The sequence below is a fragment of the Nocardia wallacei genome (assembly GCF_014466955.1).
GTDB classification, from domain to species: domain Bacteria; phylum Actinomycetota; class Actinomycetes; order Mycobacteriales; family Mycobacteriaceae; genus Nocardia; species Nocardia wallacei.
This window is the reverse complement of the sequence record NZ_AP023396.1, coordinates 690,295-705,647: the sequence shown is the minus strand read 5'-3', so window position 1 is coordinate 705,647 and position 15,353 is coordinate 690,295. Positions and strand designations below refer to the sequence as shown.

The 15,353-nt window shown below is 70.4% G+C and carries 15 protein-coding genes and 1 riboswitch; of the genes, 11 read left to right on the top strand and 4 right to left on the bottom strand.

What is annotated here, in order from left to right:
- The 4 genes from NWFMUON74_RS03305 (at position 1) to NWFMUON74_RS03290 (ending at position 3,499) form a co-directional block, all read left to right on the top strand.
- A complete protein-coding gene (locus NWFMUON74_RS03305) occupies positions 1–261 on the top strand; it encodes a hypothetical protein (protein ID WP_187689626.1) in 261 nt (86 codons plus the stop codon).
- Positions 262–310: 49 nt separating this feature from the next.
- Complete coding sequence (locus NWFMUON74_RS03300) at positions 311–1,465, top strand: AI-2E family transporter (RefSeq protein ID WP_232110816.1); 1,155 nt, start codon at positions 311–313, stop codon at positions 1,463–1,465.
- 338 nt (positions 1,466–1,803) lie between these two features.
- Positions 1,804–3,012 carry a GNAT family N-acetyltransferase gene (locus NWFMUON74_RS03295; RefSeq protein WP_187686523.1) on the top strand — a complete coding sequence of 403 codons (1,209 nt, stop codon included), beginning with the start codon at positions 1,804–1,806 and terminating at the stop codon, positions 3,010–3,012.
- Between the two features lie 97 nt (positions 3,013–3,109).
- Positions 3,110–3,499 carry a YccF domain-containing protein gene (locus NWFMUON74_RS03290; protein ID WP_197987030.1) on the top strand — a complete coding sequence of 130 codons (390 nt, stop codon included), beginning with the start codon at positions 3,110–3,112 and terminating at the stop codon, positions 3,497–3,499.
- A gap of 5 nt (positions 3,500–3,504) precedes the next feature.
- Here NWFMUON74_RS03290 and NWFMUON74_RS03285 read toward each other — a convergent pair whose 3' ends face one another.
- Positions 3,505–3,942, bottom strand: a complete 438-nt coding sequence (locus NWFMUON74_RS03285) for a MarR family winged helix-turn-helix transcriptional regulator (RefSeq protein WP_187686521.1) — start codon at positions 3,940–3,942, stop codon at positions 3,505–3,507.
- A gap of 63 nt (positions 3,943–4,005) precedes the next feature.
- On the opposite strand from NWFMUON74_RS03285, the gene NWFMUON74_RS03280 reads away from it, so the two are divergent.
- Both NWFMUON74_RS03280 and NWFMUON74_RS03275 read left to right on the top strand, forming a co-directional pair.
- On the top strand, positions 4,006–4,242 hold the full coding sequence (locus NWFMUON74_RS03280) for a DUF2530 domain-containing protein (protein ID WP_425300383.1): 237 nt from the start codon (positions 4,006–4,008) through the stop codon (positions 4,240–4,242).
- A 103-nt stretch (positions 4,243–4,345) separates the two neighbouring features.
- Entirely contained in the window at positions 4,346–4,960 is a 615-nt protein-coding gene (locus tag NWFMUON74_RS03275; protein ID WP_232110815.1) for a TetR/AcrR family transcriptional regulator, read from the top strand.
- Between the two features lie 55 nt (positions 4,961–5,015).
- Here the strand turns inward: NWFMUON74_RS03275 and NWFMUON74_RS03270 are convergent, their stop codons facing one another.
- Positions 5,016–7,760, bottom strand: a complete 2,745-nt coding sequence (locus tag NWFMUON74_RS03270; protein WP_187688895.1) for a sacsin N-terminal ATP-binding-like domain-containing protein — start codon at positions 7,758–7,760, stop codon at positions 5,016–5,018.
- A gap of 53 nt (positions 7,761–7,813) precedes the next feature.
- Positions 7,814–10,147, bottom strand: a complete 2,334-nt coding sequence (locus tag NWFMUON74_RS36810; protein ID WP_197986961.1) for a DUF3027 domain-containing protein — start codon at positions 10,145–10,147, stop codon at positions 7,814–7,816.
- Between the two features lie 17 nt (positions 10,148–10,164).
- Here NWFMUON74_RS36810 and NWFMUON74_RS03260 point away from each other — a divergent pair, with 17 nt between their 5' ends.
- The 3 genes from NWFMUON74_RS03260 to NWFMUON74_RS03250 are packed head-to-tail and all read left to right on the top strand — an operon-like array spanning position 10,165 to position 13,280.
- The gene (locus NWFMUON74_RS03260; protein WP_187686518.1) at positions 10,165–10,947 is read left to right on the top strand and encodes a glutaminyl-peptide cyclotransferase; all 783 of its coding nucleotides are present in this window, start codon (positions 10,165–10,167) and stop codon (positions 10,945–10,947) included.
- A 33-nt stretch (positions 10,948–10,980) separates the two neighbouring features.
- A complete protein-coding gene (locus NWFMUON74_RS03255) occupies positions 10,981–12,720 on the top strand; it encodes an MFS transporter (protein ID WP_187686517.1) in 1,740 nt (579 codons plus the stop codon).
- Positions 12,721–12,746: 26 nt separating this feature from the next.
- Positions 12,747–13,280: a DUF2771 domain-containing protein gene (locus tag NWFMUON74_RS03250; protein WP_187686516.1), complete on the top strand. Its 534-nt coding sequence runs from the start codon at positions 12,747–12,749 to the stop codon at positions 13,278–13,280.
- Between the two features lie 85 nt (positions 13,281–13,365).
- Here the strand turns inward: NWFMUON74_RS03250 and NWFMUON74_RS03245 are convergent, their stop codons facing one another.
- Complete coding sequence (locus NWFMUON74_RS03245) at positions 13,366–13,779, bottom strand: cold-shock protein (RefSeq protein ID WP_187688894.1); 414 nt, start codon at positions 13,777–13,779, stop codon at positions 13,366–13,368.
- A gap of 180 nt (positions 13,780–13,959) precedes the next feature.
- Between NWFMUON74_RS03245 and NWFMUON74_RS03240 the strand changes: the two genes are divergently transcribed.
- Positions 13,960–14,181 carry a hypothetical protein gene (locus NWFMUON74_RS03240; RefSeq protein WP_187686515.1) on the top strand — a complete coding sequence of 74 codons (222 nt, stop codon included), beginning with the start codon at positions 13,960–13,962 and terminating at the stop codon, positions 14,179–14,181.
- Positions 14,182–14,453: 272 nt separating this feature from the next.
- Positions 14,454–14,640, top strand: a riboswitch (cyclic di-AMP (ydaO/yuaA leader).
- Between the two features lie 9 nt (positions 14,641–14,649).
- Positions 14,650–15,297, top strand: coding sequence for a transglycosylase family protein (locus tag NWFMUON74_RS03235; protein ID WP_187686514.1), 648 nt, complete (start codon positions 14,650–14,652; stop codon positions 15,295–15,297).
- Positions 15,298–15,353 lie beyond the last annotated feature (56 nt).

Here is a 15,353-nt window from a genome sequence, read left to right as displayed (position 1 = left end):
ATGACCGAACGCCGAGAGCCGGGCCACGCCACCGACGACCGTTACGCCTTTCCGACAATGGAATTGCCGATGGTCGACCATCGCGTCCCCGGCGTGCTGACCTGCCATACCGACCCCGGTGGCCTCACCCTCGAGCAGGCCCACCACATCATGCAGCGCCATCTCGACTGCGGCGTCGACACCTGCCGGATGCGCCGCCGGGCCCGGCAAACCCTGGTCGAGGCGCGACGCATGGTGCTGGATCAGCGCGCGGAGCCCTGACCCCGCGTCGTAACCAGGAAATCGCCGGGGCATCGGCCAGACTGAGGCCATGGCCGCGCAACCGCCCGCGGCCGCCGGGGCGCATCGCCGGATGCCGCCCTGGCTGCCGCGTGCGATGGTGCTGGGTTTCCTGTTCCTCGGCCTGTTCGAACTGGCGGACTGGGCGTTCCACCGGCTGCTGGGGATTCTCGTCATCATGCTGGTGGCGTTCTTCGTGTCACTGGCGATGGAACCGGCGGTCGGCGTCCTCGTCGGCCGGGGCGTGCCGCGCGGCCTGGCGACCGGTCTGGTGTTCGTCGCCGTATTCGCCTGCGTCGCAGGGTTTATCGCGGCGCTGGCGACACTGCTGGTGGATACGGTGAGCAAGCTGGCGAACGAGGCGCCGCAGCTGATCAACGATCTCGTCGACTGGGTCAACCGCACCTTCCACCAGAATTTCACGCTGCACGAGCTGTCCGACCGGCTGCTGCGCGACTCCGACGTCATCAACGGCTACGCGTCGCGAGCGGCGAACAACGTGTGGGGCGTGTCGAGCACCATCCTCGGCGGGCTCGCCCAGTTCCTGACGATCGCCCTGTTCAGCATCTACCTGACCGCGGACGGCCCCAGGCTGCGCCGCGCGCTGTGCTCGCTGCTGCCCCCGGAGCGACAGGACACCGTGCTGCACGCCTGGGATCTGGCGATCGAGAAGACCGGCGGCTACCTGTACTCGCGGGCCCTGCTGGCGGTGATCTCCGCGGTCGCGCACGGCGCGTTCCTGGCGATACTGGGGCTGCCGAACGCGGTGGCGCTGGGCGTCTGGTTCGGTGTGATCGCCTCGTTCGTGCCGACCGTCGGGACCTATATCGCGGGCGTGCTGCCGGTATTGGTGGCGCTGACCATCCGGCCGCTCGACGCGGTGTGGATCGTGCTGTTCTCGATCGTCTACCAGTGGTTCCAGGACTATCTGCTGCAACCGCGCATCACCCAGCGCACCGTCGACGTGCACGCGGCCATCGCGCTGCTGGCGGTGCTGGCCGGCGGCGCGCTGCTCGGCGCGGTGGGTGCGCTACTGGCCATCCCGGCCACCGCGACCGTGCAGGCGTTCCTCGGCGAATACGTGAAACGCTATGCGGTGGCCGAGGATCCGCGCATCGAGCGCACCACCTCGGCACGCAGGCGGCGGCGCAGAGCCGCCGCCGAACGCGACCGCTCGCAGGAGTAACGCCGACAGGCTTGCCGCGCTGGCGATCGAGCAGCGCGCGACTCGAGTGCCAAGCGGTTGTTAAGCGGACCGGAAGCACGCTCGCGCACAGTGGTTTTCGCGAGGGCGAAACCTCGCACACCCGGCCCGCATCGCGCCGGACTGCCGGCTGGGAGGGGACGGCGGACCGGACAGGTCACCGATGCGGGCCGGGCCCGGTTTTCCGGACGCGCGGCGCGGCCAGTGCGGGCAACGAAGCCCGTACGACATCGGAGTCCGGCCGCTCCGCGCTCCGGAGCGAGGCGCGCCGGCGCGATAATCGGGTGCGTCGGCGCGGGTGCGCGTGCGATGGTCGACCCATGGCGATCGCATCCGACATCACCCTGAGGACGCCGACCGAGGCCGACCTGGCCGCGACGGGGGCGCTGCTGTCCAATGCGTTCGGCGGACCGCCGGAACCCGAGATGGAGCGGGCCTTCATCGACCACAGCCCGAAACTGTTCCCGCTCGAGCGCAGGATCGTGGCAGTCGCGGACGACCGGATCGTCGGCCATACCCAGGACACCACCATGACGCTCACGGTGCCGGGAGAACGCACCGTCCAGGCCAACGGCGTCGCGGGCGTGGCGGTGGCGCCCACGCACCGGCGCCGCGGCATCCTGCGCGCGATGTATACCGAGATGCACCGGCGGGCCGAGGCGGCGGGGCTGCCGGTGACCATCTTCACCGCCAGCGAGGGCACCATCTACGGCCGCTTCGGATACGGGCCCGCCGTCATCGAGAACCGGGTGACCATCGACCGCCGCTTCGCCGAATTCCGCTCCACCACACCGGATCCCGGCGGCGTCGAACTGACCCCGATGAACGACGACGTGTCCGCGGCGCTCACCCGCCGCTACGACCGCTGGCGGCGGCTGACGCCCGGCGCGCAGGAACAGCCGGATGCGGCGTGGCGGCTGAAGCTCGCGCGTTTCGGCGCCGCGCGGGGGCTGTTCGCGCTCGTCCACCCGGACGGGTACGCGCTGTATCGGCACGAGCGGTCCGAGGCCGGACTGGGAGTCGAGGTGCTCGAGCTGCGGGCGGTCACCCCCGAGGCGCACGCCGCGCTCTGGCGCGTGCTGCTCGGGCTCGATCTGGTCCAGACCGTGACGGCCACGCTCGGCATCGACGACCCGCTTCCGTACCTGCTCACCGACCCGCGGCTGGTCCGCACCACCGGGCGCTGGGACGGGCTGTGGCTGCGGGTGATGGACGTCCCGGCCGCGTTGTCGGCCCGGGGGTACAACGGCGATCTGAGCCTCGTGCTGCAGGTGCACGACCCGTTCCGCTCCGCCGGTGGCGCCTTCGCCCTGCGCGTGCGCGACGGTGTCGCCGACTGCGAGCCCACCACCGCCGAGCCCGATGTCGAACTCGGCATAGACGTGCTCGGCAGCATGTACCTGGGCGCGCACCCGGCCCGCGCGTTCGCGGCAGCGAACCGCTTGCGAGCCAAGGATTTCGGCCACGTGCACGCCCTCGACGCGGCCTTCGCCACCGACCGGTCCGCAGAGCTGGGCTGGTTCTTCTGACCCCGGGCGCACAGCCACGCCGCCACCGGAGCAGCCGGCCGGTTTCCCGGTGGTGGCCGGGTGCTCGCGAGCCTGGCATGCTGGAGGCGTGACCCTGATCCGGTTCGTCCTGAATGTGCTGTGGCTGGTGTTCGCGGGTTTCTGGATGGCAGTGGGCTACCTGCTGGCAGGCATCGTCTGCTGCATTCTGATCGTCACGATCCCGTTCGGCATCGCGTCGTTCCGCATCGCGGCGTACGTGCTGTGGCCGTTCGGCCGCGAGGTCGTGGTGCGGCCGGACGCCGGGGCGCCGTCACTGATCGGGAATGTCGTCTGGGTCATCTTCGCCGGGTGGTGGCTGGCGCTGGGCCATCTGCTCACCAGCATCCCGCTGTTCGTCTCGATCATCGGGATCCCGTTCGGGTGGGCCAATCTCAAGCTCATCCCCGTGTCGCTGATGCCGCTCGGGCGCGAGATCGTGCCGAGCGAGGGGGCGTTCGCCCGCTGAGGGGGCTATTCCGATTCGGCCACAATCTGTTTCATGATGTCGACGGCATCGTCGAGCACTCGCAGCTGATCGTGGCTCAGCCCGGCCAACTGCTCTGTCATCCACGCCTCGCGGGCGTTGTTCTCGTCCTGGATCAGCGCCCGCCCGGCCTCCGACAGCGAGACGATGATCTGGCGGCCGTCGGTGGGGTGCGGGTCGCGCTTCACCAGTTGCAGTTCCGCCAGCGAGGCGATCACGCGCGTCATCGACGGCGGCTGCACCCTTTCCTTCGCGGCCAGGGCTCCCGGTGTCATCGCGCCTTCGCGGTTCAGTGTCGCCAGCGCCGACAGTTGGGTCAGCGAAATCTGCGCATCGGCGCGGCGGCCGCGGAGATGGCGCGTCAGACGCACGACCGTCAGCGAGAGTTCGGCCGCCAGCGCACGGATGTCGGAAGGCGTTGTCACAGAGCCAAACGATACGGGACAGGTCAGACAGGGGACGCGTGTTCACGCCGTATGGTGGACAACGTGATCCAGAAAGTGCCGGAGATTCCGCCGCGGCTCACCGACCCGCGCCCCGTGCTGGCGGTGGGGTCGGCGCTGTGGGCCGTCGCGACCGTGCTGGTGTGGGCCGACGGCGATTGGGCCGACGCGCGGCCGGTGTGCCTGATGGGCTTGGCTGTCGGGTTGCTCGGTTACGCCATCTTCGTCATCCAGCGTCGCGGTGCGCGGCGCGGCGACAAGGGCGCCCAGACGGGCCTGTAAGCGTTTCTCAGACCTCTTGGTCGTCCGTCCATCACACACTTCCGCGGCACGCGAATTGACTGCACGGCTCATTCCCGCTTAACTGCGTTGAGTGTCCTCCCGATTGAGCGTCGAAGAACGTCGAGCCCACCTTATCGAGGCGGCCATCGGACTCGCCGAAAAAAAGGGTGTAGCTGGTGTGACCACACGCGATGTGGCTCAGGCAGCCGGAGTTTCGCTCGGTGTGGTGCATTACTGTTTCGAAAACAAGGACGCGCTGATGACCGAGTTGGTCAAGGCGCTGTCGATGGAATTACGCGATTCCGTAGAGACCAACGAAACGGTCTGGCAGGACGTCGGAAGTGGAAAAGAATCGCTTCAAAGTTTGGTCCGAGCAAGCCTCGAACTTCTGTGGTTGAACATCGAAGCCACGCCCGAACGGCAGTTGCTGACCTACGAAACCACGACCTACGCGCTACGCGAGAGCGAACAGACACCGGCCAAACTCGCCATCGCCCGCGAGCAGTACGCGTTCAACGATTCCACCGTCGGGGATGTGCTCGAACACGCCCGTGACGCAACCGGGACCGAATGGCGCGTACCCGTGCCGACGCTGAGCCGGTTCACGCTGTCGGTGATCGACGGGATCGTGCTGCGGTGGCTGGTGGACAACGACAGCGCGGCGGTGCGCGGGCAGCTGGACGTCCTGGCGGAGATGATCACCTCTTATGCCGTGTGACTCGGCATCGCGGCTGGGCATCCCTTGGAAGTCGTAGCCGGGTAAGGGTTTTCGGTCACCGCGGCAGATCCCGGGCGGGGTGGCGGCGCAGGTGAGTCGTGTCGCCCGCCACCCACCACGGGACGTCGGTGGTGGTCTCGTAGGCGCCGGACAGGCGGACCTGGAGTCGGTCGTGCAGGATCAGCGGCCCGTCGGGTGTGGGGCGGCCGGATTGCAGGCGCAGCAGGACACCGAGGGGCTCGGACGCCCAGCTGGTCGGCGTGCCCGCACCGAGGACTTCGGCGGTGACGGCCTCCGACACCAGCGGCAGATCGAGCAGGGTGGCGAGGGCGGGGGCGGTGCCGATGTCCCCGGCTACCAAGCGGTCCGGGGGGATGGCCAGGCCGTAGCAGGGGTGGTCCAGCACCAGGGCGTCGGCGGGGTCGATCACCGCGCCCGACAGCGCGCGGACGCGTTCGGGGAGGGCCAGTTCGTCCAGATCCAGGTGGTCCAGGACCGCGGCCAGGCGGCGGTGGGCCTCGGCGATCGCGGCGGGCGAGGGCGTCCGGCTCGGGTCGGCGAGGGCATCCAGCAGTGCGGCGGCCAGATCGGGCGTGATGGTTGCCGGATCCGCCAGGACGCCGCGCAGGGCCGCCAGTTCGGCCGGGGTGAATCCGGCCAATTCCGGTAGCAGATCGGCGAATACCGGGTCGCCGGGGGCACGGAACAGGCCGAGCGGACGGCCGTCGATGTGAGCGTGGCGGCGCAGCCACCAGGCGGTGTAGCCGTCCGGGTCGGCGAGCAGGCGGCGGGTCGCGGGCTCGGACAGCAACAGCCGCAACGCCTTCGGCCACGCGGGGTCGTCCACCAGATCCAGGTCTCGCACGGCGGCTAACTCCGGCGGATCCTCCGGCAGGCTCGCCCACCAGTGCTCTTCGTCGTCCAGGTGGTGATCCGGGCCCGTCGGGTCGCTCTCGGACACGACGGTGAAGCCCCAGCCCACACCCACGGCGCGCAGCGGCGCGGCGCCGTGGCGCTCGACCAACGCGGAATCCACTGTGCCGAACGGGGAATCGGCCATCAGCACCTCGGCGAGCGGGGCGCCGGGCAGCAGCAGTTCGTCCGCGGGCAGGGCGGCGCCGGTGTCGTCGGGCAGCTCGAGCAATCCCAGCCAGGACGGCAGACCGGCCGCGTCCGGGCCGGTGGCGTCGGTCAGCTGCGCGGCCAGACCCAGGACGGCGTCGACGGTTTCGGGGTCGCCCGGCTCGTGCTCGAGTTCCGCTCGCAGCGCCGGATCGTCGAGCAGGTCGCCGGCCGTGACCGGGCGGGCGCCCAGCCGGGCCAGTAGCTCGTGGGTGGCCTCCGGATGGACCAGGCGAGCCCACCGCACCGGAATCGGCACGGCCAGTTGATCGTCCAGTACGACGGTGCGCGGGCCGGTGACGAGACGTCCGTCGGCCAGCGGGACCGCCAGCGCGCCCAGTTCCTCGACGGCTAGCGGATCACCGACGAACGGTTCCAGGGCGTCGTAGAGCGAATACCACCACTGCGGCGGGCGTTCCAGGCCGATCGACAGCTCCGCAATCCGCGCCAGGCCGATGCGGTGCACGTCGAGCACGGCCAATGCCTCCGACACCGTCCGGCCGGACAGCTCCGGAATCACCAGCGGGCCTACGACATTCGCCAAGAGTGCCGCCAATTCCGTGGTGATGCCGGTGAACACACTCGCGCGCCGGGGTGCGGCGGTGATCTCCGGCCGCGCTCGGCCATGCTCGTCCAGTACGGGCAGCCAGGACGCGGTGCGGAGTTCGGCGGTCAGGGCCTCGCGCAGCGATCCGTCGATCTCGCTGCGGGCGAAACCGGGCGACGGCACCAGGACCAACCGGTCGCGCGATGGCAGGGCGCGCGCGAAATCGGCGTAGCCGTCGGCCAATTCGGCTATCCGCGCGCCCGGCAGCACGCGGCGGCGGTCCGGTTGCATCGGGATGTCGGCGATGAGCAGGGCCGGGACGGAGAGCTCCTCGTCGGAGCGGGTGGGGGCGCGCAGGACGTCCGGTTCGACGGGGTGCGGGCGGCCGTCTCGGACGGGGAGCAGCCAGCGTGCGCGGCCGGTGGAGTACTGCCACCAGGTCTCATTCCGGCCGAGACCGGTGATCCGCAGTTCCCGCACGTCGTTGTCGAGATCTGTTACGGTGCTGGCGATTTCGTCGTCGCCGATCCGGATGATCTGCAGCGCGGGTAGTTCCAGGAGCAGGTCGGCCGCTTCCGCGCGCATGGTGGCCAGCAACTCCGGCGCATCGACGTCGGCGCGCAATCGGATCACGATCTCGCTGTCGTAACCGGGGGCGGGAGGCGCGGCGCTCGGCCAGGCCAGCCGCAGGGCCGGGGGGATGAAGCCCGTATCGTCTTGGACGTGAATGTTTTTGGCGCGCAACTCGTTCCGGGTCTCGATCCGGGAGAAGCGCACCGATCCGGTGGTGGACCGGAATTCGATCTCGTCGCCGACGGCCAGCACGGCGGTGAAGCCGACCCCGAACCTGCCCACCGACGACGCGGCGCCCGGTTTCGCCGAGACGCGCAAGGCGGTCAGCGCGTGCACACCCGAGATGTCCAGCGGGGCACCCGTATTGGCGATATGCAGGTCGGCGCCCTCGAGCCGCACCACGAGCCGGCCGGGAACGGCCGCCTTGGCCGCGGCGTCGGCGGCGTTCTGCGCCAGCTCGGTCAGCAGGCGATCACGGTAACCGGCACAGACCAGGTCGGCCTCGGTAGCGGCGTCCTCCCGCAGCCGCGTCGGCGAATCCCGCCAGGCGGCCAGCACCCCGGCGCGCAGCGCCGCCGTCTCGAACGGATCGGCGACCGCTCCCTCGGCGCTCAGTGCTCCCCCGCCGACCCGGACTCGCCGTGCTCCACCCGCACCGCCGACACATCCCACCCGTCGCTGTACTGCCCCGGCTCCCGCGACCCATGCGACTGCTCCCCCTCCCGAACCTCGGAAACCACAGCCCCCACCTCGGCCACAGCCTCCGCGACCTCCCCGGTCCCCGAGCCGGACCCCGGCCCACCGGAACTCTCCCCCACCTCGGCCGCCGCACCCGACCGAGCAACTCCATCGGCCGCACCCTCACCAACAGCCGCAGTCTCGACAGCACCGTCTCCGGCCCTCGCAGGCTCGGCAAGACTGTCGTCCACCGCCGCAGACTCGGCAGCGCCATCTCCGACCGTCGCGGGCTCGGCGAGATCGTCGACCACCGCCGCAGGCTCGACGGCGCCGTCTCCGACCGTCGCGGGCTCGGCAAGACTGTCGTCCACCGCCGCAGACTCGGCAGCGCCGTCTCCGACCGTCGCGGGCTCGGCAAGACTGTCGGCCACCGTTGCAGACTCGACGGCACCATCATCGACCGCCGCGGGCTCGGCGAGATCGTCGGCATCCGTTGCAGACTCGACGGCGCCATCATCGACCGCCGCGGGTTCGGCGGCATCGTCACCCGCCGGGGCGGGCTCGTCGGCGTTGTCGTCAGCTGTCGCGGATTCGGCCGTATCGGAGGTGGCTGGCTGGGCTGTGCGGGCAGCCTCGTTCGCGGTGGGCTGTGATGTGCTCGGTTCCGGCACATGCGGCGAAGAGTGGGAGACGCCCGCGGCGCTGTCCGCGCGTACGGCATCGTCCACAGCGTCGGTATTCGGGGCAGCCGCATCGAGACTCGCGGTGGTTTCCTCGCCGGCCGAATCGTCCGCGTCGACGGAATTCGTCGCAGCCGTATCGGATTCCGAGGAACCCGCGCGGGACCCCGCCCCCGCATCTGCCGATGCCTCAGCACCTACCGACAGTTGAGCACCCGTTGACGCCTCAGCACCTTCCGAGGTCGCGACACCCGCCGACACCTCAGCACCTGCCAACGGTTCGACACCCGTTGACGCCTCGGCACCTTCCGAGGTCTCGACACCCGCCGACGCCTCGGCAGCTGTCGATGTCTGTGTATCCGTCGACGTCTCGGCGGCACTGTCCGAGATGGATTGGGGTTCGGGGACATCCGAATGCGCGGCGCTGTCCGGTGCGGTCGCACCGGCGTCCTGGGACGCCGGGGGCCCTCCGATCTCAGTGGCCTCCGCGCGGGTGGCGTCATCGGTCGGTTCGGTGGGGCGGGACTCATCGGCGGGCAGGGATGAGCCGTGCTCCCCGGCCGTTTCCGGGCGCTCACCGGTCACCGCGGCGCTGGTGTCCGCCGCGGCATCGGCCGGATCCACCGCGGTCGAGGCCGTGTCTTCCCCAGCGGCATCCACAGGCGACGCCCCGGTAACCGCACTCGCTCGATTACCGGATTCGCCGGCGGCGGCCGCCGACTCGGTAACGGCAGCCGCTTCGGTGTCAGCGGAAGTATCCGAGCCGGGAGCGGACTCACCCGCGGCGGCGGACTCGACACGCCCGGGCTCTGCGGGCTTCTCCTCGGCGGCGGAGCGGAGTTGGGCGGTGGGGATTATTTCGACGGCGGCGTCGTCGTATGCCTCGTAGAGGGGAGAGCCGCCACCGGTGGGGAGAACGGTGTCGGAGTGTGCGCCGCAACCGTATTCGGTGTGGACGACGTGGCCGTCGGCGCCCATGGCGTTGGAGCAGACGCCGAACGCGGAGCGCAGAGCGCCGGCCAAGGGCACGAAGAAGCCGCAGACGCCGCAGGTGGCGGGGGCGGCGCGGGCCATGTCGGTGTCGGGGCCGTACTCGGCGTACCAGCGTTCGGCGGCCTCTTCGCGGCCCTCACGGCTGAGTACCCGGCTGCGGCCCAGGCCGATCTCCTCGGCCACCTCGTCGACCACCGGGTCGCCGGTGATCAGGTATCCGGGGACCAGGCGCGGGTCGTCGGGCTGCGGGGCCAGCAGGTCGCCGGGCGCCAGATCGCCGGGGCGCACGCGCTGGTCCCAGGGCACGAACTTCGGGGCGACCAGCGCGTCCGGCCCGGGCAGCAGGGCGGACTCGCTGACCGTCGCGTACTCGGCCTCCGGCGGCGCCGCCACCACCACGGCCCACTGCCATCCGGCGTAGCCGGGCAGGGTGGCCGCGAAGTGGTGGGTGGCCGCGCACTCGTCTTCCGCGGTGACGCCCAGATGCTCGCCGACACCCGTCGGCTGCAGCTCCGAGAGCGCACGCCGAGCCAGGTCGACCGCCTCCGCGAGGATCGGTCGCACACCGGACTCCGAAACAGATACTGCGCTCACGTCCTACATTTTGCCGTATGAAGCGCAAACGCCGTGCGTGGGCCGCGACCGGACCGATCTTGCTGGCCGCGGTGGTCACCGGAACCGTCGCCTGTGACCGCCCGGACAGCGCTCCGCCGCTGCGTGTCGAGGTGGTGGCGACCCGCCCGCACGACCGCGGCGCGTTCACCGAGGGCCTGGAAATCCACGACGGCCTGCTCTACGAGAGCACCGGTCTCGCGGGCCGCTCCGAGGTGCGCGTCACCGACCTGACCGACGCGGGCCGCACCGCGCGCGCCGAACTGCCCGCCGAATACTTCGGCGAGGGCATCACCCGCGCGAGCTCCACTGTGTGGCAACTCACCTGGAAGAACGAAACCGCCTTCGCCCGCGACCCGATCACCCTGGCCGAGCGCGGCCGCGTCCACTACGACGGCGAGGGCTGGGGCCTGTGCACCCGCGGCGACCGCCTGGTGATGAGCGACGGCAGCGACACCCTCACCTTCCGCGACCCGGTCACCTTCGACGCGGTCGGCTCGATCCGGCTCACCAGCCACCACAACGCCAGGCTCAACGAACTGGATTGCGCCGCAGACGGTTCGGTCTACGCCAATGTCTGGCACACCGACCACATCCTGCGCATCGATCCCGAGAGCGGCGCGGTGCTGGGCGATATCGACGCGGGCGGGCTGCTCTCGCCGACCGAGCGCGCCGGTGTCGACGTGCTCAACGGAATCGCCCAGATCCCCGGCACCGACCGGTTCCTGATCACCGGCAAGTACTGGCCGGTCCTGTTCGAGGTTCGCTTCGTCCCGGCGTGAACGGCCCGGCGGGGCGACCCATAGACTCGTTGTGTGGCTGCCTCCCGCGATTCCTCCGGAACCGAACCAGGTCCGTGGGACGGCGAGGAGTACCCGCTCAATCGGCGGCATCCCGGTTACGACCGGTATCCGCCGCCCCCGAGTGCCCCGCCCCGCCGTCCGCTGCCGCCGCTGCCCGAGCACGGCGGCGACCCCGACGTACCCGAATTCGTCACGCGCCGCTTGGCCGCCGGGCAACCGCCCCGCGACCTCCCGCCGCGGGCTCCGCAACCGGAGCCACCGCCGCAACAGCCCGCGCCGGAACCGCCACCACCCGCGGACACCACGAAAATCAAAGGCCGCCAACGGGTCCCGCGCAAGCTGACGGTGACCCGGGTCGTCGCGATGCGCAGCCTCGAACTGACCGAGAAGGGTTTCCACTCCTTCCAGCGCGCCGCGAAAGCCGACGGCGCCGACCGGTCCGGGCTCACCGCACTGGTGTACGCGACGATGGCCAATTTCGCCCTCGACGCCGCCATCGCCGTCGCGCTGGCCAACACGCTGTTCTTCGCCAGCGCCACCGCCGAGTCCAAATCCAAGGTGGCGCTGTACCTGTTGATCACGATCGCCCCGTTCGCGGTGATCGCGCCGCTGATCGGGCCGCTGCTGGACCGGTTGCAGCACGGCCGCCGAGTGGCGCTGGCCGCCTCGTTCGCCGTGCGAATAGTGATCGCGTTCCTGCTGATCTTCAACGTCGACGGCTGGGCGCTGTATCCGCTCGCGCTGTGCATGATGATCCTGAGCAAATCGTTCGCGGTGCTGAAGAGCGCCGTCACGCCGCGGGTGCTGCCACCGGATATCGACTTGGTGCGCACCAATTCCCGGCTCACGGTGTTCGGTCTGGTGGGCGGCACGCTCGGCGCCGGCGCGGTGGCCGGTGTGGTCGCGGCGGTGGCCGGATCGCCGGGCGCGCTGGTGTTCGCGGCGCTGATCGCCGCCGCCGGCGCGTATCTGAGCCTGCGGATCCCGTCCTGGGTGGAGGTCACCGAGGGCGAGGTGCCCGCGACGCTGGGCTACCACAAGAAGGACGCCCGCACCGCGGTGTCGCGCGACGGGCAGCCGGTGAAACCGAGCCGCCGCCGTCAGCCGCTGGGCCGGGCGGTGGTGACCGGGCTGTGGGGCAACGGCACGGTCCGGGTGCTGACCGGCTTCCTCACCTTCTACGTGGCCTTCGTCGCCAAATCGACCGAGCACCGCCCGGTGCAGCAGGCGGCGATGCTGGGTGTGGTCGGCGCGGCGGCCGCGGTCGGCAACTTCGTCGGCAATGCCTCGGGCGCTCGGATGAAGCTGGGCCGCCCGGCCCTGATCGTCGTGACCTGCACGGCCGCGTGCACGATCGTCGCCCTGTTCGCGACGCTGCTCGACAATCTGCTGGGCGCGGCGGCCGCGGCGCTGGTGGCGTCCGGCGCGAGCGCGCTGGCGAAGGTGTCGCTGGACGCGTCGATCCAGGACGACCTGCCGCCGGAGTCGATCGCCTCCGGTTTCGGCCGTTCGGAGACGGTGCTGCAATTGGCGTGGGTGATCGGCGGCGCGGGCGGCGTGCTGCTGCCGACCGTGTACTGGAAGGGTTTCGCCGTCGTCACCGCGGTACTCGCGATCGGATTGATCCAGACCTACGTGAGCTACCGTGGTCACTCGCTGCTGCCCGGCTGGGGCGGCAACCGGCCGCAACACGCGAAACAGGAAGTTCCCGGCCTGTCCGGCGATTCGGCCCGCCCCGCCACCTCGAACTGACCCGACGAGCCGACAGGAAATACGCCATGCCCAAGCTCGGTACCCGCACGATCCTCGCGCTGGCGGCGGCTGCGGTACTCGTGGTGGTGGTCGCCGTCGCCGCCGTGGTGGCCGTGGCGGTCCGCAATGCCGACGAGCCGGACCCGGAGATCACCGCCTACGCGCACGGCACCGCCGCCACCGTGCCGCCGTACCGCTTCTGCGAGGTGACGCAGTCCGACGCGAGCGGCCAGCTCGGCCTGAACTGCCGCGAGGGCGCCACCACGGTCACCCTGCCCACCCCAGCCGGTGCGCCCCTGCAACTTTCGCTGCCCCGCCACATCGCCGATGCCCCCTGGGTGATGGTGCTCGAGTACGACCTGCCCGACGGCACCGCGGTGCAACGCCTCGCCTCCTACCGCGACTACCCCGAGGGCACGCTCGCGATCACCGTCCCCTCCCACCCCGAACCGGACCTGCGCCTGGCAGGCGTGGAAGTCCAACTGGTCGTCCCCACCCGGGACGAGACCGGCGCCGAATCCTTCGCCCCGTACCAGGCCTGGTCCATCCGAACCGCCTGAAAAGCGCCTGCCCCCACAACCTCTCGGCACGACCTCGCGGCCGCTCCGACGCGAGCCGCAGGCCCGCGAACACGCGGCGCCGGGATTACTGATCCAGCTCGCGGGCGACGCCCCGCACCACCTCGGCGATGCGCTGGGCCGTCTTGCGATCGGGGTACTTGCCCCTGCGCAGATCCGGCTGCACCTTCGCCTCCAGCAGCGTGATCATGTCCTCGATCATGCCGTGCAGGTCGTCGGGCGCCTGGCGGGGATGCGCGGCGGGCTCCTTGCGCGCCTGACCGCCGCGCACGGAGGGCGGCGGCTCCAGGAGCTTCAGGCTCAGCGCCTGCGGACCGCGCCGCCCGGCCGCCATCCCGAACTCGACTCGTTGCCCGGGCTTCAACGCCTCGACACCTTTGGGCAACGCAGACGACCGAACATAGACGTCCTCACCCTCGTCCTGGGAAAGGAAGCCGAAGCCCTTTTCGACGTCGTACCACTTCACCCTGCCGGTCGGCACTGCGCTCACCCGTTCGTCATCGATGCCCGGACCTCCCGGGCACAACCTTTGTCCCGGAATCGATTCCGGGACTCGTCTGCGTGCGAAAAGAACGCGCCCTACACAGCTATGCAGGACGCGATTGGCATCGAGTCTACCCCGGTGCCGATCCGCCGAGCACACCAGTTTTACGGTGCAGTAATGCCCGAGTCCTCCCCGCGCCGTTCCGGCGATCCGCTCCTGTACGCGGCCCTGGGTCTGTTCGCGATCGGCGTGCTGGCCGTCGTCGCCATTTTCCTCACACCGATCGTGTCCGACGGCGAGCCCGGACTGTGGCTGTACCTGGTCGCGATGATCGGAACGCCGCTGGGACTGCTGCTCGCGGTGGTCTTCGCGCTCTGGTCCGGCCGCCGGTCACGGTAGCCGTCCGGTATTTGCCCAGTTCGTTATCGCGCTACACATGTGATTCTCATCACATCACGGAAGGGTCACGGGACGGTCACGGCCGATGCATCACCGTGACACGCCGCACTCACCAGCGCAGACGCGATACGGAAGGCGTTGCGGCGGACCGAGACCCGGCCATACACGCCGGTTACCAAATGGTGATTTTTCGCGGCAATCGTCGTACGGTCTAACGCAGCCGGGAGCAGTCCCGGAACCACCGGCCCGCCGCACCGAGCCTCGCCCCGCGGGTACGGACCCCGACGGAAGCAGGGGCGAGGGCGGGGAACCCACGTTCCCTACGCAGGGAAGCGGGACCGTTCGCCACCGATCGGTTCCTTGGGGTGAAGTCCCACCGCACCGCGAGGTGCACCGGGACCGGACGGCCTCTCAGTCCGAACCCGACAGCTCACCTCGCAGGCGCGTACGAGAGGAAGACGACCCGATATGAGTGGACGCCATCGCAAGCCGACCAACACCGGCCGCACCGTCGCCAAGGTCGCCGTCACGGGCGCGATCGTGGGCGGCGCGGGTATCGCTCTCGCCGGGAACGCCGCCGCGGCACCCGACCAGGAGTGGGACAAACTCGCGCAGTGCGAGTCCGGCGGCAACTGGGGGATCAACACCGGTAACGGGTACCAGGGTGGACTGCAGTTCTCGCAGGGCACCTGGGCCGCGCACGGCGGCACCGAGTACGCCCCGGCCGCCAACCAGGCCAGCCGCGAGCAGCAGATCGCCGTCGCCGAGAAGGTCCTCGCCTCCCAGGGCTGGGGCGCGTGGCCGTCCTGCTCGTCCCGTCTCGGGCTGAACGGCGCCGCCGAGGAGCGCACCGCTCCGGCCCCCGCCCGGCAGACGCCGCACTGGAGCCCCACGGCCCAGAGCGAGGCGGCCCCGCAGCAGACCCAGGCGCCCGCCGACCGCAGCCAGGAAGTCTTCCAGGCCGTCGACAAGGCCATCGCCGTCGCGCAGTCGCAGGGCATCCAGGTGCCCCAGCCCGCCCTCGACGTGCTGAACGCCGCGAAGGCCAACGGCGTCAAGCTCGACCCGCAGGTGGTCGACTTCTTCGAGGCGAACAAGGGCCTGCTGCCCAACTGAGCGTTCCCCGAACCCTTTACGGCCCGAATCCTTACAACAAGGCCCCCGCACCGGCA